The sequence below is a fragment of the Pseudomonas sp. YH-1 genome, assembly GCF_051990045.1.
GTDB lineage: Bacteria > Pseudomonadota > Gammaproteobacteria > Pseudomonadales > Pseudomonadaceae > Pseudomonas > Pseudomonas nicosulfuronedens.
In genome coordinates this window covers 6,475,818-6,493,735 of sequence record NZ_CP178184.1, presented here as the reverse complement: position 1 = coordinate 6,493,735, position 17,918 = coordinate 6,475,818, and the positions used below count along the sequence as shown (strand labels likewise).

Genomic DNA, 17,918 nt, shown 5'->3' with positions numbered 1-17,918 from the left:
TCTGAGGGAAAATCACTGCGATCAATGGTGCTGGAAAAAGCGAGACGACCGGTCATATTCTTGCGCCCATGAACAGCATCCGACTCGACAAGCGTGACCTGATCCTCGCCAAGGGCTCCCTGGCGATGACCCGCAGCGGCTACCACGGCACCGGCGTGCAGGACATCGTCCAGGCTGCCGGCATCCCCAAGGGATCCTTCTATCACTACTTCGAAAGCAAGGAAGACTTCGCCCTGCAGGCCCTGGAGCATCTGTACGCGCCGCGCCTGGCCCGCTACGCCGAGGCGCTGGGCAACCCGGCACTGGGCCCGCGGGCGCGCATCCTCACCTATTATCGCGAACTGCTCGCGCACTTCGCCCGCCAGGAGAAGCTCGAATACCACTGCTTCATCGGCAGCCTGAGCTTCGAGATGGCCGAGCTGTCGCCGCCGATCGCCGAGCGCGTCGACGGCATTCTCCAGCAGTCCATCGATACCCTGCGCGACTGCCTGGCGGACGCCCAGCGTGCCGGGGAGTTGCCCGCCACGGAGAACGTCGAGCAACTGGCCGAGTTCATCGGCAATGCCTGGCAGGGCGTGCTGGCGCGCATGAAAGTCAGCGCTTCGCTCAAACCGGTGGAACGCTTTATCGAGCGCCTGGAGCACTTGCTCCAGGCCTGATCTGCCTGAGTCATCACTCATTTTCCAGCCCAACTCAAAAACGAGACGACCGGTCGCCTGGCCGTCATGGAGACTTCAATGACTGCATCCGTAGATACCCTGTTCTCGCCCTTCCGACTGGGCGGCCTGGAATTGCCCACGCGCATCGTGATGGCGCCGATGACCCGCAACTTCACCCCGGGCGGCGTACCTCACGCCCAGGTGGTCGAGTACTACCGCCGCCGTGCCGCTGCCGGTGTCGGCCTGATCGTCACCGAAGGCACCACGGTCAACCACAAGGCTGCCAACGGCTACCCGAACGTACCGCGCTTCTACGGCGAAGATGCCCTGGCCGGCTGGAAGCAGGTGGTCGACGCCGTGCACGCCGAAGGCGGCAAGATCGTCCCGCAGCTGTGGCACGTCGGCGCCGTGCGCCGTCTGGGCACCGAGCCGGACGCCAGCGTTCCGGGCTATGGCCCCAGCGGCAAGGAAAAGGACGGCACCGTGCTCGTCCATGAGATGACCAAGGAAGACATCCAGGAAGTCATCGCCGCCTTCGCCCAGGCCGCCGTCGACGCCAAGTCCATCGGCATGGACGGCGTGGAAATCCACGGCGCCCACGGCTACCTGATCGACCAGTTCTTCTGGGACGGCAGCAACAAGCGCACCGATGAATACGGCGGCAGCCTCGCCAACCGTTCGCGCTTCGCCATCGAACTGATCCAGGCTGTGCGCGCGGCCGTCGGCCCCGACTACCCGATCATCTTCCGCTTCTCCCAGTGGAAGCAGCAGGACTACAGCGCTCGCCTGGTGCAGACCGCCGAAGAGCTGGAGGCCTTCCTCAAGCCGCTGTCGGATGCCGGTGTGGATATCTTCCACTGCTCCACCCGCCGCTTCTGGATTCCGGAATTCGAAGGCTCCGACCTCAACCTGGCCGGCTGGACCCGCCAACTCACCGGCAAGCCGACCATCACCGTCGGTAACGTCGGCCTGGACGGCAGCGAGTTCCTGGCCTTCTTCGGCAACACCGAGGAAGTCGCCCAGCCGTCGGGCATCGACGGTCTGCTGGAGCGCCTGAACAAGGAAGAGTTCGACCTGGTGGCCGTCGGCCGCGCCCTGCTGGTCGACCCGGACTGGGCAGTGAAAGTGCGTGACGGTCGCCTGGAGGACATCAAGCCCTTCAGCCGCGATGCGCTGATGTCGCTGGCCTGATTCGCGACCCGGTGAAATGCAAAGCCCCTGGCGCCGATGGTGCCAGGGGCTTTTTTGTGGGCGAGGTGTTTCCTTGTAGGAGCAACTGCCTTCTTCTGAAATTCCGTGCCTACGTTTTTCCCTCTCCCCAACCCTGGCTGCGCGCCCCGCTCCGAAGGGAGAGGGAGCCGTCCGTGCCGGCTGATGGCGTGGTTTCATCCTGCTCCGAACAGTCCCCTCTCCCGCTTGCGGGAGAGGGCTAGGGAGAGGGGCTCTTGTAGGGGGCCATGCCCGCGATCGCGCGCACAACGCGCTCCTACAAAATGTCCTGATTATGTCTAGTCATAATCTTTATGAATGGTCTGAAAGTACCGTCCCAGGCGTTTACAAATCTTTTCCGAGACCCACCTTTCCGCATGCTGACTTCCCAGTCCGAAACGGGCAGAGTATGAACGCGTTCACACAACAATAGGCCGGGAGACGGCCATAGGAGTAAGACATGCGGATCGGCTTGGTGGTCGATGCAACCTGCGACCTTCCCCCGGAATTCCTTGCTGCCAACAACATTCGCGTGCTGCCCATCGGCATCCGTGTCGGCGAACGTCGCATCGTCGATGATCGCGATCCCGACACCACCCTCAAGTTCTATTCGCAGGACCTGCCCAAGGTCGGCCCCGAGGACGGCAGCGAACCGCTGACGCCGGCGCAGACCCACGACTGGTTCCTGGAAAAGCTGGTCACCGATTTCGACTACGTGATCTGCCTGACCGTGACCAGCCAGCGCAGCCCGATCTTCGAGCACGCCACCCAGGCCTCCTTCAGCCTGCTGCAGAGCTACAAGGAGCGCCGCGCCGCTGCCGGTATCGCCGGTCCGTTCGCATTGCGGGTGATCGACAGCCAGACCGTGTTCGCCGGCCTGGCCGTGTTGGCCGCCGAAGGTGTACGCCTGCTCGGCGAAGACCAGCATCCCAATGCCGTGCGTACCCGCCTGGAACAGCTCAGCCAGCAGATGAACACCTTCCTGGTCGCCAGCGACCTGGGGCACATCCGCCGTCGCGGGTTCCAGAAGGGTGACCGCAGCAGCATCGGCGACCGCCTGCGTGGCGCCTTCCTTGGTCTGGGCTCGATGCTCGACATGAAACCGGTGCTGAGCCTGGTGCAGGGAGAGGACAAGCCGGTGTCGGTGTCGCCGAACTACGAGAAATCCGCCGAACGCCTGCTCAACTTCGCCCGCGCGCGGGTCGAGGCGGGCGAGTTGCTGGCGCCGCAGATGTGCCTGAGCTATGCCGGCGATCCTTCCGCCCTGCGCGACCTGCCCGGTTTCGCTGCGCTGGAAGATGCCTGCGAAGCGAAAGGCATCCAGGTGCACCTGGCGATGCTCAGCCCCACCGGCGGCATCAACCTGGGCGCCGGCGCCATGAGCCTGTCCTTCGCCGCCGAGCCCAAGCCCTTCGCCTGATCCTACTTGTGGATTTCAGGATGCCCCAGGCCGCCGGGGTTCTTCCCCGGCAGGGCCGTGCGGCAGGCCTCCTGCAGATAGCCTTCGAAACGCTCGATCACGGTGTCCCATGCCTGATGGATGGCGTGGTGACGCGCGTTGAGGCGCACCCGACGCAGGCGCTCCGGGTCACCCAGTAGCCAGCTCGCTGCTTCGAAGAAGCTCTGGTTCTCGCCCGGCACGCCGAGCACGCCGTTGTGCCCGTGGCGGATGTGCTGGCCTGCCGCAGCCTGGTCGAAGGCGACTACCGCCAGCCCTGAAGCCAGTGCTTCCAGCACCACGTTTCCGAAGGTTTCCGACAGGCTGGGGAACAGGAAAAGGTCGCCGCTGGCGTAGTGCCGGGCCAGTTCCTCACCACGCTGCAGCCCACAGAACACAGCTTCGGGCAGCTCCTTCTGCAGGTGCGCGCGCTGCGGTCCGTCGCCGACTATCACCAGCCGGAGCTTGAGGTGCGGGTGCGCCGTGCACAGCGCGTGGAAGCTGCTGCCCAGCAGCGACAGGTTCTTCTCCGCCGCCAGCCGGCCGACGTGCAGCACGGCGATATCTCGCTCGCCCAGGCCCCACTCGCGGCGCAGTGCTTCATCACGTCGGGCGGGGTTGAACAACTGGCTGTCGACGCCGCGAGAGAGCTGCGCCAGGCGCTCGAAACCGCGCCGCTGCAACTCCACGGACTGGCTGGCACTGGGCACCAGGGTTTGCTGGGTGCGGTTGTGGAACCAGCGCAGGTACACCGTCACCAGCCGCATCAGCGGGCTGAAGCCATAGTGCGCGCTGTACTGCTGGAAGTTGGTGTGGAAGCCGCTGATCACGGGAATCCGCAGGCGCCGCGCGGCGCGCAGGGCAGCCAGGCCCAGCGGGCCTTCGGTGGCGATATAGAGCACATCCGGGCGGGTGTTGTTCCAGTGCCGCAGCAGCTTGTGCAGGCACGACTGGCCCCATTGCAGGCCGGGGTAGCCGGGTAGCGGCCAGCCACGGGTGAGCACGAGTTCGCCATCGCTGTGACGGCCTTCTTCGCCCTGCTGGCGTGGGCGCACGACCTGGATCTGGTGCCCGAGGCGCAACAGCCCCGAGGCCAGCCGGCCAAGGGTGTTGGCAACGCCGTTGATTTCCGGCGGAAAGGTTTCGCTGATCAGTGCGATGCGCAGGGGAGTCGTGGTCATGCTTGCAGTGTCCCGGCGCGCGGTGGCGCGCCGATGACAATGCGATGATCGATAGGTGACAACCGCTCGGCAGTGGGGGTGCCTTACTTCACCAGCGCTTTCTCGCCTTCCTCGCGCACCCAGAACAACACCGCACCGGCCACCGCGGCGGGCATGGCGACCAGGTTGACCACCGGGATCAGCAGCGCCAGGTAGGTGATGCCGCCAAAGCCCATGCAGGCCCAGCGCTTGCTGCGCAGCCAGGCGAGCATCTCGTTCCAGCCCAGCTTGTGGTTGTCCGCCGGGTAGTCGATGTACTGCACGGCCATCATCCACACGCCGAAAATCAGCCAGAGCGGTGCGGCGATCAGGTTCAGGCCGGGGATCAGGCTGAGAATGAACAGCGCGATGGCACGCGGCAGGAAGTAGCCCAGCTTGCGCAGCTCGCGGCCGATGGTGCGCGGCACCATAGCCATCAGTTCGCCCCAGCTGAACTCGGGGAAGTCGTCGGTGCCGCGCACCACCACCTCGACCTTCTCCGCGAGGAAGCCGTTGAAGGGCGCGGCGATGATGTTGGCGATCATGGTGAAGGTGAAGAACACGATCAGCAGCACCAGCGCCACGAACAGCGGCCAGAGGATGAACTGCAGGAAGCTCAGCCAGTCCGGTAGGGTCGGCATCAGCCAGTCGACCCAGTGGCTGAACTGGTTGATGGCGAAGCCGATCAGGCCGACGAACAGCAGGATGTTGATGCTCAGGGGCAGCAGGACGAACAGCCGCAGGCCGGGGCGCATCATCAGTTTCAGGCCTTCGCCGAGGTATTGCGGGCCGCTCAGGGTGGACATCGGACTCTCCAGGGGTGAACCGTAGGCGACCTTAGCAGACCCGGCGAACGGCCGGCGAGCCGTCTGTTTTGCCGGGTATGTGTTCGCGGGCCAGCCCTCAGGCGGCCGTGTAGCGATAGCAGCGGTTGCGTTCCTGCTTGGCCTGGTACATGGCAATGTCGGCGGCGCGGGTGAGGGCGTCGGCGTCGCCAGCATCCTGAGGGTAGAAGGCGATGCCGATGCTGGGGGTGACGAAATCGATCAGTTGGCCACTCAGGCGGTACTCGGCGCCCAGCACAGCCAGCAGGCGCATGCCCAGGGCGTCGGCTTGATCCGGCTCGGCGTTTTCCAGCAGGACGGCGAACTCGTCGCCGCCCAGGCGGAAGGCCTGGTCAGGCTGGCGCAGGCTGCTGCGCATGCGCTCGCCGACGGTGCTGAGCAGGGCATCGCCAAGGGCATGTCCGAAGCGGTCGTTGACCTGCTTGAAACGGTCCAGGTCGATGTACAGCAGGGCCACCCGGTTGCTGTGCACGACAGCCTGTTGCAACTGCTCGTTGAATGCCTTGCGGTTGCCCAGCTCGGTGAGGGTGTCGCGGTAGGCCAGGTCGATGAGCTGCTTCTGGTAGGCCACCTGGTCGCTGATGTCGCGCAGGATGCCGCGAAATCCCTGGAACTCGCCCTGGCCGTCGCGTATTGCCGAGAGCCGCGTCTCACAGCTGACCAGCCGGCCGTCGCGACGCTTGAAGGGGGCGGAGAAGGTGGTCTCCTGTTCGTCGTCGCGGGCCTGCCGATAGAGCCCCTGGGCGCGGTGCAGGTCCTGCTCCTGCAGCAGGACGCTGAAGTGCTGGCCGCTGAGTTGTTCGGCGCTATAGCCGAGCATCCGGCACAGCGCAGGGTTGAGGGTGCGGATGAGGCCGTGGGTATCCATTTCGAAGTAACCGTCGCGGATCGCGTCGAGGATCGCCCGGTCGCGCGCCTCGCTCTGTTCCAGGCGGTCGAGAGTGCGGTTCATCTCGCTGGCCAGCTGGCCCAGTTCATCCTGCCCCTGCGGGCTCAGGCGCGAGGGCGTGTCGTCCTGGCCGATGGCCGCGACCTCGCGGTTCATGCTGGTAACACGGCGGATGATGCGGAACTCCAGGGCCAGGTAGGCAAGCAGGATGGCGCCACCCAGCAGCGCCAGGGTCAGGTAGAGGAACAGCCGGATGGATTGCTGGCCCTGCTGGTACAGCGGGCGGGCGCTGGTGAGCTCCAGGCGCAACTGTGGCTTGCCGTGGGAGTCGAGATAGAGCAGCGACATCTGCTGGCTGTTCTCGTCCAGCAGACGGCGCGAGCTGAGCAGGGTGGCGCCGCGCCCGGTGGGGATGTTCAGGGTGCGCCAGTCCTTGCCCTGCACAGGGTCCTGAGCTAGGCGCAGGCTTGCGCCCATCTGGGTCTGGAGGTTGTACATGCGTGCGTTGTCGAGCAGCACGCCAGCGATGACCACGCCGGCCGGCTCGGCGGTTCCGGCGGTGTTGCTGATGGGGTAGCTGAGCAGCAGCTGAGGCACGCCTTCGATCTGCAGCAACTGGTCGAGACTGTGGTGCGGATCGCCGTCGATGTCCAGTGCACCCAGTTCGATCGCGGTACGCAGGATTCCGTCGCGCAGCCGAGGGACGTCGGGCACCTTCTGGCCGGGTAGGCGCTCGGACAGTTCATCGAGCTTCCATTGCTGGGCGAGGATGTGCCCGTCACGGTCGACGAACAGTACATAGTCGAAGCCGAGGATGCCCAGCAGGTCCTGGTCCAGGTTGTCCTCGATGAAGCGCGCCTGCGGCAGGCGCATGAACTGGTAGCTGGCGTCCCACCAGGCGTAGCTGTGGACGATGTCGAGGTTGCGCTGCTTCTCGTAGGCGACGCGGTTGTGGACGATGCGCACCTCGTCGGCGAGGTGCTGGCGGTCCCCGCGGTCGAAGCGGTCGAGCAGGATCATGTCCGACAGCAGCCAGACCCCTGCGAGGCTCGCGATGAACAGGGGCAGGCACAGCCATAGCAGGCGGGCGCGAAGGTTCATGGTGATACGAGTGACCTTTGGTTTCTTGAGTCTAGCCATCCAGGCAATGGACGCTCGCTGCATAGGGGAAGCCTATGGAGGGCATTGAGATTGGACATTTCAGCAGGGTGCGGCGGCGGCGGTAAGCTGCGCGCCATCTGGAATCGAACGAGTTCGAGGGTCGATCCGGCACTCCCTGACTTATCTCAAGGGGCGAAGGACGACTGCGGAAATCCCTGACCTATCTCAAGGGTTTTCCGGGGTTCTGCGGGACAATGCAAAGCGTGACTCAGGTCACACCGCATTGCCCACAGTCTCCGGGCCATGCGGTCCGCGCAAGAAACCTTTCCGTGGAGCTGCCGTCCTCCCAACCTTCCCCCTGGTGCTTTGGCAGCTCCCTTTTCTTTTGCACCCCGCTCTTCACCCGAGCACTGGAGGCTGTCATGTCCGATCGTCATGCGCGCGTCATCATTCTGGGTTCCGGGCCTGCCGGCTATAGCGCCGCGGTGTATGCCGCCCGCGCCAACCTCAAGCCGCTGCTGATCACCGGGATGCAGGCCGGCGGCCAGCTGACCACCACCACCGAAGTCGACAACTGGCCGGGCGACCCCCATGACCTGACCGGGCCGGCGCTGATGCAGCGCATGCAGGAACATGCCGAGCGCTTCGAGACCGAGATCGTCTTCGACCACATCCACGGCGTCGACCTGGCCGGCAAGCCGTTCGTGCTCAAGGGCGACAGTGGTACCTACACCGCTGACGCACTGATCATCGCCACCGGCGCCAGCGCGCGTTACCTGGGCCTGCCCTCGGAAGAGAGCTTCATGGGCAAGGGCGTGTCCGCCTGTGCCACCTGTGACGGGTTCTTCTACCGCAACCGCGAAGTGGCGGTGGTGGGTGGCGGTAACACGGCCGTGGAGGAGGCGCTGTACCTGGCCAACATCGCCAGCAAGGTGACCCTGGTACACCGCCGCGAAAACTTCCGTGCCGAGAAGATCCTGCAGGACAAGCTGCGCGCGCGTATTGCCGAGGGCAAGATCGAATTGCGCCTGAACGCCCAGGTGGAGGAAGTGCTGGGCGACGACATGGGCGTCACCGGCGTGCGCCTGCGCCATAACGATGGCGAGGCTTCGGAGCTGACGGTCGACGGCCTGTTCGTCGCTATCGGCCACACGCCCAACACTTCGCTGTTCGAAGGCCTGCTCGACCTGAAGGATGGCTACCTGGTGGTCAGCGGCAGTCGTGATGGCAACGCCACCGCCACCAACATCCCCGGCGTCTTCGCCGCTGGCGATGTGGCCGACCATGTCTACCGCCAGGCCATCACCTCCGCCGGCGCCGGTTGCATGGCCGCGCTGGACGTTGAACGTTACCTGGATTCTCTGTAACGGCCCGAAGAGCCGGCGTGCAGGAAGGGGCCCCGCTTTGCGGGGCCTTTTTCTGTAAGGCGTGAACGTGCTTTTCGTAGGAGCGAGCTTGCTCGCGAACCGCTTGGCACCCTGCCCGGCAATTTCGCTGCCAGCGTAGCCAGATGACGCCAGGTGTTCGCCCAAGAAAAAGCCCCGCATCAGCGGGGCTTTTTCATCGAGCCGGACAACCTCAGCCGCGACGCGACAGCGGCTGGCGCTCGAAGTTGACGCCGGCCAGGCCGGTGGTCTGCAGAGCACGGATGTTGGCGTGGTCGGTGCCTTCGGGATGCTCACGCACGGCGCGGTAGTGCTCGCCGAACGCCAGCAGTGACTCTTCCTGGCTCAGGCCTTCGAGGATGGCGAAACCCAGGGTCTTGCAGGACCCTTCGTTCTGCCCGGCGGGGTTTTCCACGCTGCCGTTGGTGAAGGCGCTGGGGGTGTAGCTGTAGTGCTCGGCGATGTACGCCAGGGTGTCGGTGAACAGGTGCTGCTCGCTGCGCAGGCGCGAGCGGAAATCAGTGAGGGTCATCAAGGCAAACTCTTAGTGTTTCTTCGCGTTATCGAAGGCCGTCTGCTGGGCAGGGGTCGCTTCCGTCTGGTACTTGGCCTTCCATTCGGCGTAAGGCATGCCGTAGATCTCTTCGCGGGCCTGATCCGGGCTGACAGGCAGGCCCATGTCGTCCGCCGCGGCCTTGTACCACTTGGACAGGCAGTTGCGGCAGAACCCGGCAAGATTCATCAGATCGATGTTCTGCACGTCCTTGCGGGTACGCAGGTGCTGCACCAGGGTGCGGAACGCGGCGGCTTCCAGTTCGGTGCGCTGCTCGTCGGTCAGGTTCATCGGCTCGGTCATGGCAGGTCTCTCAACAAGGGCGCATCGGAGGCGCATGGCGGGGCTGGCGAGATTCTAAGAGGCGGGCGATCTGCCAGCAACGCCCATTGGCCGACTGGAACGGGCGTGCAGGGTAGTTGCTGGGAAATTGTGCGGCTCAGCGCTGGGCGGCCAGGGCGATCGACACCGACTCGGCGAAGCGCAGTGCGTGGGGCTTGTCCACTTCCACTTCGGCGTAGTGCACGGCCGGGTTGGCCATGACCAGGTCGAGCAGTTCCTGGGTCAGCCGCTCGAGCAGGGCGAAGCGGTTCTCCTCGACGTGGGCGATGATCGCCTTGGTGATGGTGCGGTAGTTCAGCGCGTGGTCGATGTCGTTGACCTGCACCGCATCGCCGGCGGGGTAGAGGATGGTGAGGTTGATCAGCACATCCTGCTTGTTGAGGATTTCCTCCTCCTTGATACCGATGTAGGTGCGCACGCGCAGGTCCTTGACCCGGATTCGCGCCATGCCCGGCTGCAATTGCGTCATTTCACTTGCTCCGTCCGATCAGTTGCAGGAATTCCTGGCGGGTATTGGTGGACGCGCGGAAGGCGCCGAGCATCACCGAGGTGTTCATCACCGAGTTCTGCTTTTCCACCCCGCGCATCATCATGCACATGTGCTGCGCCTCGATCACCACCGCTACACCGGCGGCGTTGGTGACCTGCTGGACGGCCTCGGCGATCTGCCGTGTCAGGCTCTCCTGGATCTGCAGGCGACGTGCAAACATGTCGACGATGCGTGCGACCTTCGACAGGCCCAGCACCTTGCCGGTGGGAATGTACGCCACATGGGCCTTGCCGATGAAGGGCAGCAGGTGATGTTCGCACAGGGAGTAGAGCTCGATGTCCTTGACGATGACCATTTCGTCATTGTCCGAGGCGAACAGTGCGCCGTTGACGATCCCTTCCAGCGTCTGCTCGTAGCCGTGGCAGAGGTACTGCATGGCCTTGGCTGCGCGCTTGGGGGTGTCCAGCAGGCCTTCGCGGGTCGGGTCTTCGCCGAGCCCTTTGAGAATCTCACGGTAGTGGTGAGACAGGTCTTCGATCATGGTGGGAGTTCCTCGCGCCCGCGCAGGGCGGGTCATTTGAGGTGCCGGCCGCCGTTGACGGTCAGGGTAGTGCCGGTCACATAAGGGCTGTCGAGCAGGTAGCGCACGCTCTGGTAGATCACGTCCGGGCCGGGCTCGATGCCCATGGCGGATTTGGCCAGGGTGCGGGCGCGGTAGGCGTCGTCGTCGCCTTCGTTGAACAGGATCAGTGCCGGCGCGATGCCGTTGACCTTGATGCGCGGCGCAAGGCTCGCAGCGAAGGACAGAGTGAGGTTGTCCAGGCCGGCCTTGCTGGCGCAGTAGGCGATGCGGTTGGCGCTGCCCTTGCGGGCGACGTCGTCGGAGAGGTGGATGATGTCGGCCGGCGCGCCACGCTCGATGGCGTCGCGCTCGAGCAGTTCGCTGCAGCGCAGGTTGATCAGGTAGGGCGCGAGCATGTGCACGCGGAACAGCGTCTCGAAGGCCTGCGCATCGCCGCCGGGTTGCTCGGCAATCCACGCGGACGCGTTGTGGACGATTGCGCGCAGGCGGTCGGTATGGGACTTGAGTTGGTCGATGAAGGCGAGGATGCCGGCTTCGTCGCCCAGTTCGGTGTGCAGGCAGGTGGCGCCCAGCTCACGCAGTTCGGCAATGCCGGGCTTTTCCTGGCGATAGGTCGCGATGACCGGCTGGCCGTCCTGCAGCAAGCGCTTGGCACAGTGCAGGCCGATGCGCTGGCTGGCGCCGGTGATCAGGATGGGGGCTGGGGTATGGCCCATGCGCGCCTCGCGAAAATCCACTTTGGGAAGCGCCGCAGCGGACAATGTCCTAGCGGCCGGGTAGGGCAAAACTATACCAGCCCCGGCGCGGTGCGGCACGGATGGGGCATAATGGGCGGCCTTGTCTTGCCTTGTGGGAGTGAACATGAAAGTCGCCATCGTGTCCGGTTCGGTCTACGGCACCGCCGAAGAAGTCGCGCGTCACGCCAAGCGCCTGCTCGAAGCCGCTGGCTTCGAAGCCTGGTACGACCCGCGTGCCACCCTGGACGCCATGCTCGAGTTCGCTCCCGAAGCTTTCCTGGTGGTGACCGCCACCACCGGCATGGGCGACCTGCCCGACAGTTTCCAGCCGCTGTTCCATGCCATCCGCGATCGCCTGCCCGCTGACTGGCGCGGCCGCCCGGGTGCCGTGCTGGCGCTGGGCGATTCCAGCTACGGCGATACCTACTGCGGTGGCGGCGAGCAGGTGCGTGAACTGTACGCCGAACTGGGCGTGCAGGAAGTGGTGCCGATGCTGCGCCTGGACGGCAGCGAGACGGTGGACCAGGAGACCGACTCCGAGCCGTGGCTGGCCGACTTCATTGCTGCACTGAAGGCCTGATGCATCCCCGCGCCCGCTACCTGATCGATACTTTGCAGCTCTCCCCGCACCCCGAGGGCGGGTTCTACCGACGCGTGTTCGAGTCCGGTCTGCTGGGCGCCGATGGCCGGCCACAGTCGTCGGCCATCCTGTTCCTCCTGCCGGCCGGCACGGTCAGCCGCTGGCACCGTGTGGACGCCGACGAGCTCTGGCACTTCCATGAGGGCTCGCCGCTTGAGTTGCTGATCGCAGAGCAGCCGGATGCCGACGTACGACGCGAGACTCTGGGGCCGGTGGGCGACGACAGCTTGCCGCAGCGTGCGGTGCCGGCCCACGCCTGGCAGGCTGCGCGCTGCCTGGGCGACTACGTGCTGGTGGGCTGTACCGTATCGCCGGCCTTCGAGTTCGCCGGGTTCAGGCTGCTTGCCGACGATAGCCAGGCGCAGCGGGAGTGGCCGAAGCTGGTCGGTGAGTTTGTAGCGCTGATCTGAAAAGCTTCGCGAGCAAGCTCGCTCCTACGAAGAGCGGAGCCGTGCCGACCCTGTAGGAGCGAGCTTGCTCGCGAACCGCCTCACTGCGGATGCAACGGCATCTCCAGCATCAACCCCAGCCACGCCTTCGCCGCATTCGACAGGTAGGCGTCGCGCCGCCAGATGAAGCTGATGTCCCAGCGCAGGTCCGGTTGGCTCAGCAGTACGCGTACCAGCCCCGGCCGCTCCAGATCCTTCGCCACCACGCGCGGCAGCAGCACCGCGCCTTGCCCGGCGGCGACCAGCGCACCCAGGAAATCCGCCTGGCCGCTGCGGCCGCCTTCCTTCGGCTCGAAACCGGCCTCGCGGCAGGCGCGCAGCAGGCGGTCGTTGAGGGTGAAGCTCTGCTGATAGAGCAGGAAGGGCGTGTCGGAGAGCTCCGCCAGTTCCAGGCTTTCACGCCCGGCGAGCGGGTGGCTGTCGGGCAGCAGGATGTCCAGGGGCTCATTGCAGAAAGGTTGCCAGTCGAAGCCGGGGTCGTCCGGCGTCAGACCGCCGCCCAGCTCCAGTTCACCGCTGTAGACCATCTCCTCCATGGTCTTGCTGCCGCCCTCGATCAGGTGCACGTCGATGTTCGGGTAGCGCCGCCGGTATTCGGCGAAGCGCCCGGCGAACAGCGCGTCCGCGCCCAGCAGTGGCAGGCCGAGGCGCAGTTCGCCGCGATGCAGGTGGGTGAGGTCGTCCAGTTCGGTGTGCAGCTCGCGGCGCAGACGCAGCATGTCCTCGGCGCGGCGCAGCACCACTTCGCCTGCGGCGGTCAGGCGGATGTGCGGGCCGCTGCGTTCCAGCAATTGCACGCGCAGGCTCTGCTCCAGCTGGGCGACCTGCTTGCTCACCGCCGACTGGCTGGCGTTCAGGTGTACTGCCGCCTGGGTGAAACTGCCGTGGCGCACGACTTCGGCGAAGGTGCGCAGCTGCTTGAATTCCATTCTGGAATGGCTCCGATCCGATCTATTCGCTTTGGGGATGATAGGCGTGGGCGTAGGCTTTGCGCCATTCCCAACCGATTTCTTCATCCGCTCAACACTTCGAGATCGCCGCCATGTTCCGCCGCGCCGCCCGCCTCATTTTCGAAATCGCCGTGCTGGTCGCCTTCTGGTGGCTGGGCGGCTGGATCGCCACGCTGACCGGCCTGCCGCTGCCGGGTGGGGTGATCGGGCTGGCGCTGCTGCTGGTGCTGTTCGCCTGCGGTGCCATCCGACCGGCCCTGTTGCAGGGCGGCGCCGGCCTGCTGCTGGCGGAGATGCTGCTGTTCTTCATCCCCGCACTGATGAGCCTGCTGGACTACGGCCCGCTGCTGCGCAGCGAGGGCTGGAAGATTCTGCTGGTGATCACCGCCAGCACCGTGATGGTGATGCTCTCCACCGCGCTGGCGGTGGAATGGATGTGCAACAGGAGTTCGCGCCATGAGCCTCGATAAGCAAGCGCTGTTCTGGTTGGCCGTGACCTTGGGCGGTTACCTGCTCAGCCGTACCCTCTACCGCCGTTTTCAGCAGTACTGGCTGTCGCCCATCGTCTTCGTGCCGGTGCTGCTGTTCGCCCTGGCGATCCCGATGCAGGCCCGCTATGCCGACTACGCCCGTGACACCAGCTGGCTGGTGGCGCTGCTCGGCCCGGCCACCGTGGCCTTCGCCATCCCGATCTGGCAGCAACGAGCTTTACTCGCCCGCCACTGGCCGGCGCTGCTGACCGGTATGCTGGCCGGCTCGACCATGGCCATCGGCAGTTCCTGGGCGCTGGCCCACGCGCTGGCGCTGGACGGCCAGGTGACGCTGTCGCTGATTCCGCGCTCGATCACCACGCCCTTCGCCATGGAAATGTCCCACGACCTGGGCGGCGTGCCGGCGCTGACCGCGGCCTTCGTGATGATCACCGGGGTGTTCGGCGCGCTGATCGGCGGGGTGCTGATGAAGATGCTGCACCTGCGCTCCGCCCTGGCCCGTGGCGCACTGCTGGGCGTCGGCGCCCACGGTGCGGGCACCAGCCGGGCTTATGAGTTCGGCGGGGAGGAAGGGTCGGCGGCAGGGCTGCTGATGGTGCTGACCGGGCTGTTCAACCTGCTGATGGCGCCGGTCCTCGCGTGGTGTCTGTAAGGCCTAGCTCAGCTCGTAGGCATCGAGCATGCGCGAGACGTCGGCGGGGGAGTTGAACATCATCACGTCGATGATCGACAGGCCCGCCTCGAAGGTCGGGCGCTTCTGTTCGTAGGGCACCAGCTTGGGTTCCTGGAAGCGCAGGGTCAGTCCGGCGGCGTCGTACTTGCTGCGGTCGAAGAAGCTCTGCCCACCCGGCGGGTTCCAGTACTCCTCTACGCCCCCCAGCGCCTTGCAGATGTTCAGCGCCCATTCGTCCGGCGCGGTCGGTCGCTCCATCGACAGGTCCATACGCGAGAGCACCGGCATCTGCCGAGGGAAGCCCAGGTAGGCGCAGGTCGCCTCCAGGGTGGCCTTGTTCAGCGAGACGATGTCCTGGAATGGGTGGTCGAGGGATGCTGCGATCATCTCGCGCACGTCACGGTAGTAAGGCGCTACCTTGCGGTATACGTCCAGCTGGGAGAACAGGCTGCGCCGCCAGTCCTGACGGTTGTCGACCTGCACGTCGCAGATCAGTGTCTCGCGATGGTGCTTGACCCGTGGCACGCGGATATACAGCCAGCCGTCCTGCTGCTTGAGGATGCGGTTGCGCTCGATCCAGCCGTGATGGATGTACTGCACCGTATCGAACAGCACGAACAGATCGGTGTGCTTGATCAGGCTGAAGTAGCCCAGGTACGGAAAGAAATAGGGCTGCATGATGGCGGTTCGTTTCACGTCGGCTGCCTCGTTGGCCGAACTGGAGTCTCCTCCCGACTCCCGGGTACTGCCTGAGAAGGGCACTGCGAAAGATATTGCGAAATGTTTCCAGGTGGATCGAGGGCGCCTGTTGCGGCGTCTTGGCAGGTCTTGGCAGGTCTTGGCAATGGGCACGCTTCCGCCAGCCCTGACGTGCGAACTGGCTGCTGCACTGTCTGGATAGCGCTTTTGGAGGGAGTTGCCGGGCGTCGAATCGATCAGGCGCCGCGGGCAGCAACTACCGCCACTATAGGTGGGGAAACCGCTGACGCAAGGCTGGTTATCGGCCTGCGCTTATAGGGGAACATTCGCCAGACACTGCCAGAGTCAACTGTCAGTTCCGTGACAGTCCTTGGCCCGTTGCGCTGACTAGACTGCGCCTTCGAACAACAACAACGAAGAGGCTACCGACCATGCACGCCGCTCATCCGCTGCCCACCGTGAACGTCAAGGACCAGGTTTCCGCCGCCGAATGGCAGACCCGCGTCGACCTCGCCGCCTGTTACCGCCTGATCGCCCTGCAGGGCTGGGACGACCTGATCTTCACCCACATCTCCGCCAAGGTCCCCGGCACCGAGGACTTCCTGATCAACCCCTACGGCATGATGTTCCACGAGATCACCGCGTCGAGCCTGGTGAAAGTGGATGCTTCGGGCAAGAAGCTGATGGACAGCCCGTACGACATCAACCCGGCCGGCTACACCATCCACAGCGCGATCCATGATGTGCGCCACGACGTTGCCTGCGTCCTGCACACCCATACCGCCGCCGGCATTGCGGTGTCTGCGCAGAAGCAGGGCCTGCTGCCGATTTCCCAGCAGTCGCTGTTCGTACTATCCAGCCTCGCCTATCACGGCTACGAGGGCGTGGCGCTCAATCATGACGAGAAGGCGCGCCTGCAGGCTGACCTGGGCGAAGCCAACTTCATGATCCTGCCCAACCACGGCCTGCTGACCTGCTCGGGCACCATCGCCGATACCTTCCTGATGATGTTCACCCTGCAGCGCGCCTGTGAGATCCAGGTGCTGGCCCAGGGCGGTGGCGCCGAACTGATCCTGATCCCGCAGCAGATCCTCGATGGCGCCCGCGCCATGGCCGCCGCCGTGACCAAGAGCAAACAGGGCATGGGCGGTGCGCTGGCGTGGCCGGCACTGCTGCGCAAGCTGGACCTGCAGAACCCCGGCTACCGCGACTGATGGCCCTGGCCGGCATTGCCCTGCGCGACTGGCGCGCGCAGGGCTGTGACTTCACCTTCCGAGGGCATGCAGTACGTTACTGGAGCGCCGGCAGCGGCGCTCCGCTGCTGCTGATCCACGGTTTCCCCACTGCCTCCTGGGATTGGCACTACCTCTGGCAGCCGCTCGCCGAGCGCTACCGGGTGATCGCCTGCGACATGCTCGGTTTCGGCGATTCCGCCAAACCCAGGGGGCACGACTACCGCATCCTCGAACAGGCCGACCTGCAACAGGCGCTGCTGCAGCACCTGGGCGTGCGCGAGCCGGTTCACCTGCTGGTGCACGACTACGGCAACAGCGTCGGCCAGGAGTTGCTGGCGCGGCACGAGGAGGGCGCCTTCAATCTGGCTTCGCTGGCCTTCCTCAACGGCGGGTTGTTCCCGGAAACCCACCGCGCGGTGCTCTCGCAGAAGCTGCTGCTCGGCCCGTTCGGTTTCCTGTTCGGCCGGCTGTTCGACCGCCAGCGCCTGGCGCAGAACTTCGCCAAGGTGTTCGGCCCACAGACCCAGCCGTCGGAGGCGGAGCTCGATGCCTTCTGGGAGCTGATCCGCCACAACGACGGGCCGCGCGTCATGCACCGGCTGATCCATTACATCCTCGACCGTCGCCAGCACCGCGAGCGCTGGGTGGGCGCAATGCAGCGCACTTCGGTACCGCTGCGCCTGATCGATGGACCGGAAGACCCGATCTCCGGCGCGCACATGGTGGTTCGCTACCGGGAGTTGATCCCGCAGCCGGATACCGTCGAGTTGCCCGGCATCGGCCACTACCCGCAGGTCGAGGCGCCGGAGCAGGTACTGCAACACTATCTGGCGTTCCGTCAGGAAAGGGCGCCGTAGGTACGGACCGATCTGGCTGTAGATTCGGAACTGGCTGATAGATCGGTCCTGCGTGGCAGCGGTAGCTTGCCCGGCTTTGTCCAGCCGGAGGTCGCTGCCATGCCACTCAGATCCGTCATTCCCGTCCGCCAGCCGCAGGGTTCGCTGCTGTACCGGGCGCTGCTGCACCTGCGCCGGGACTTCGTCTTCGTCGCCATTCCCGTGCTGCTGGTGCTGGTCGCAATCTGCGCGGCTGGCGGCTACTACGCCTGGCTCACGCAGGACTGGGTGCCGGCCGCACTGGGCGCACTGGCGCTGCTGCCGGCCTTCGGCCTGCTGCTGTTCTGGAGCGAGTACGACTGGTGGCTGTTCAAGCTCGGGCCGCGCTCGGAGCTGAACCTGCCGATGCGCTGACGGATCATCCCCTGGCCTTATCGGGCACCATTCAGCCTTGGTCGTCTTGGTTGTGACCGGATCGTGACTGCCGGACACTCCGGGAAAAACCATCCTGTCTG

At 65.2% G+C, this 17,918-nt stretch carries 21 protein-coding genes; 11 read left to right on the top strand and 10 right to left on the bottom strand.

What is annotated here, in order from left to right; genetic code table 11:
• Window positions 1-68: 68 nt before the first annotated feature.
• The 3 genes from ACKI1H_RS30110 to ACKI1H_RS30100 all read left to right on the top strand — a co-directional run bounded on the left by ACKI1H_RS30110 (window position 69) and on the right by ACKI1H_RS30100 (window position 3,288).
• Window positions 69-659, top strand: coding sequence for a TetR/AcrR family transcriptional regulator (locus tag ACKI1H_RS30110; protein ID WP_440467223.1), 591 nt, complete (start codon window positions 69-71; stop codon window positions 657-659).
• Between the two features lie 78 nt (window positions 660-737).
• Window positions 738-1,850, top strand: a complete 1,113-nt coding sequence (locus ACKI1H_RS30105; protein ID WP_440467222.1) for an NADH:flavin oxidoreductase — start codon at window positions 738-740, stop codon at window positions 1,848-1,850.
• A gap of 478 nt (window positions 1,851-2,328) precedes the next feature.
• The gene (locus ACKI1H_RS30100) at window positions 2,329-3,288 is read left to right on the top strand and encodes a DegV family protein (RefSeq protein WP_138522098.1); all 960 of its coding nucleotides are present in this window, start codon (window positions 2,329-2,331) and stop codon (window positions 3,286-3,288) included.
• Between the two features lie 2 nt (window positions 3,289-3,290).
• Here ACKI1H_RS30100 and ACKI1H_RS30095 read toward each other — a convergent pair whose 3' ends face one another.
• From ACKI1H_RS30095 to ACKI1H_RS30085, 3 genes are all read right to left on the bottom strand, one after another.
• Window positions 3,291-4,487, bottom strand: a complete 1,197-nt coding sequence (locus ACKI1H_RS30095; RefSeq protein ID WP_138522096.1) for a glycosyltransferase family 4 protein — start codon at window positions 4,485-4,487, stop codon at window positions 3,291-3,293.
• Window positions 4,488-4,570: 83 nt separating this feature from the next.
• Window positions 4,571-5,311: a sulfate transporter CysZ gene (cysZ, locus tag ACKI1H_RS30090; RefSeq protein WP_138522094.1), complete on the bottom strand. Its 741-nt coding sequence runs from the start codon at window positions 5,309-5,311 to the stop codon at window positions 4,571-4,573.
• Window positions 5,312-5,408: 97 nt separating this feature from the next.
• On the bottom strand, window positions 5,409-7,340 hold the full coding sequence (locus ACKI1H_RS30085) for a diguanylate cyclase domain-containing protein (protein ID WP_440467221.1): 1,932 nt from the start codon (window positions 7,338-7,340) through the stop codon (window positions 5,409-5,411).
• A 422-nt stretch (window positions 7,341-7,762) separates the two neighbouring features.
• Here ACKI1H_RS30085 and trxB point away from each other — a divergent pair, with 422 nt between their 5' ends.
• Window positions 7,763-8,707 carry a thioredoxin-disulfide reductase gene (trxB, locus tag ACKI1H_RS30080; protein WP_440467220.1) on the top strand — a complete coding sequence of 315 codons (945 nt, stop codon included), beginning with the start codon at window positions 7,763-7,765 and terminating at the stop codon, window positions 8,705-8,707.
• Between the two features lie 211 nt (window positions 8,708-8,918).
• On the opposite strand, the gene ACKI1H_RS30075 is transcribed toward trxB, so the two are convergent.
• The 5 genes from ACKI1H_RS30075 to folM form a co-directional block, all read right to left on the bottom strand.
• Window positions 8,919-9,257 carry a HopJ type III effector protein gene (locus ACKI1H_RS30075; protein ID WP_081516253.1) on the bottom strand — a complete coding sequence of 113 codons (339 nt, stop codon included), beginning with the start codon at window positions 9,255-9,257 and terminating at the stop codon, window positions 8,919-8,921.
• A 12-nt stretch (window positions 9,258-9,269) separates the two neighbouring features.
• Window positions 9,270-9,581 carry a DUF1244 domain-containing protein gene (locus tag ACKI1H_RS30070; RefSeq protein WP_138522088.1) on the bottom strand — a complete coding sequence of 104 codons (312 nt, stop codon included), beginning with the start codon at window positions 9,579-9,581 and terminating at the stop codon, window positions 9,270-9,272.
• Window positions 9,582-9,717: 136 nt separating this feature from the next.
• Window positions 9,718-10,089, bottom strand: a complete 372-nt coding sequence (gene folX, locus ACKI1H_RS30065; RefSeq protein ID WP_081516251.1) for a dihydroneopterin triphosphate 2'-epimerase — start codon at window positions 10,087-10,089, stop codon at window positions 9,718-9,720.
• Between the two features lies 1 nt (window position 10,090).
• The gene (gene folE, locus ACKI1H_RS30060; protein WP_138522086.1) at window positions 10,091-10,651 is read right to left on the bottom strand and encodes a GTP cyclohydrolase I FolE; all 561 of its coding nucleotides are present in this window, start codon (window positions 10,649-10,651) and stop codon (window positions 10,091-10,093) included.
• Window positions 10,652-10,683: 32 nt separating this feature from the next.
• Window positions 10,684-11,409 (bottom strand): dihydromonapterin reductase, encoded by a 726-nt coding sequence (folM, locus tag ACKI1H_RS30055; protein ID WP_440467219.1) that lies wholly within the window; start codon window positions 11,407-11,409, stop codon window positions 10,684-10,686.
• 145 nt (window positions 11,410-11,554) lie between these two features.
• Between folM and ACKI1H_RS30050 the strand changes: the two genes are divergently transcribed.
• Both ACKI1H_RS30050 and ACKI1H_RS30045 read left to right on the top strand, forming a co-directional pair.
• The gene (locus tag ACKI1H_RS30050) at window positions 11,555-12,010 is read left to right on the top strand and encodes a flavodoxin (RefSeq protein WP_138522082.1); all 456 of its coding nucleotides are present in this window, start codon (window positions 11,555-11,557) and stop codon (window positions 12,008-12,010) included.
• Window positions 12,010-12,480, top strand: coding sequence for a cupin domain-containing protein (locus tag ACKI1H_RS30045; RefSeq protein ID WP_440467218.1), 471 nt, complete (start codon window positions 12,010-12,012; stop codon window positions 12,478-12,480). Before ACKI1H_RS30050 ends, ACKI1H_RS30045 begins: the two co-directional genes overlap by 1 nt.
• An 80-nt stretch (window positions 12,481-12,560) precedes the next feature.
• Here the strand turns inward: ACKI1H_RS30045 and ACKI1H_RS30040 are convergent, their stop codons facing one another.
• The gene (locus ACKI1H_RS30040; protein WP_138522078.1) at window positions 12,561-13,448 is read right to left on the bottom strand and encodes a LysR family transcriptional regulator; all 888 of its coding nucleotides are present in this window, start codon (window positions 13,446-13,448) and stop codon (window positions 12,561-12,563) included.
• Window positions 13,449-13,561: 113 nt separating this feature from the next.
• Between ACKI1H_RS30040 and ACKI1H_RS30035 the strand changes: the two genes are divergently transcribed.
• Window positions 13,562-13,939 (top strand): CidA/LrgA family protein, encoded by a 378-nt coding sequence (locus ACKI1H_RS30035; protein WP_138522076.1) that lies wholly within the window; start codon window positions 13,562-13,564, stop codon window positions 13,937-13,939.
• Window positions 13,926-14,612 (top strand): LrgB family protein, encoded by a 687-nt coding sequence (locus ACKI1H_RS30030; RefSeq protein ID WP_064979867.1) that lies wholly within the window; start codon window positions 13,926-13,928, stop codon window positions 14,610-14,612. Before ACKI1H_RS30035 ends, ACKI1H_RS30030 begins: the two co-directional genes overlap by 14 nt.
• A 3-nt stretch (window positions 14,613-14,615) precedes the next feature.
• On the opposite strand, the gene ACKI1H_RS30025 is transcribed toward ACKI1H_RS30030, so the two are convergent.
• Window positions 14,616-15,329: a WbqC family protein gene (locus ACKI1H_RS30025; RefSeq protein WP_440467217.1), complete on the bottom strand. Its 714-nt coding sequence runs from the start codon at window positions 15,327-15,329 to the stop codon at window positions 14,616-14,618.
• A 434-nt stretch (window positions 15,330-15,763) separates the two neighbouring features.
• On the opposite strand from ACKI1H_RS30025, the gene ACKI1H_RS30020 reads away from it, so the two are divergent.
• From ACKI1H_RS30020 to ACKI1H_RS30010, 3 genes are all read left to right on the top strand, one after another.
• On the top strand, window positions 15,764-16,546 hold the full coding sequence (locus ACKI1H_RS30020; RefSeq protein ID WP_440467216.1) for a class II aldolase/adducin family protein: 783 nt from the start codon (window positions 15,764-15,766) through the stop codon (window positions 16,544-16,546).
• Window positions 16,546-17,424, top strand: coding sequence for an alpha/beta fold hydrolase (locus ACKI1H_RS30015; RefSeq protein ID WP_138522072.1), 879 nt, complete (start codon window positions 16,546-16,548; stop codon window positions 17,422-17,424). Before ACKI1H_RS30020 ends, ACKI1H_RS30015 begins: the two co-directional genes overlap by 1 nt.
• Window positions 17,425-17,523: 99 nt before the next feature.
• Window positions 17,524-17,817 carry a hypothetical protein gene (locus tag ACKI1H_RS30010; protein ID WP_138522070.1) on the top strand — a complete coding sequence of 98 codons (294 nt, stop codon included), beginning with the start codon at window positions 17,524-17,526 and terminating at the stop codon, window positions 17,815-17,817.
• The last annotated feature ends 101 nt before the right edge of the window (window positions 17,818-17,918 follow it).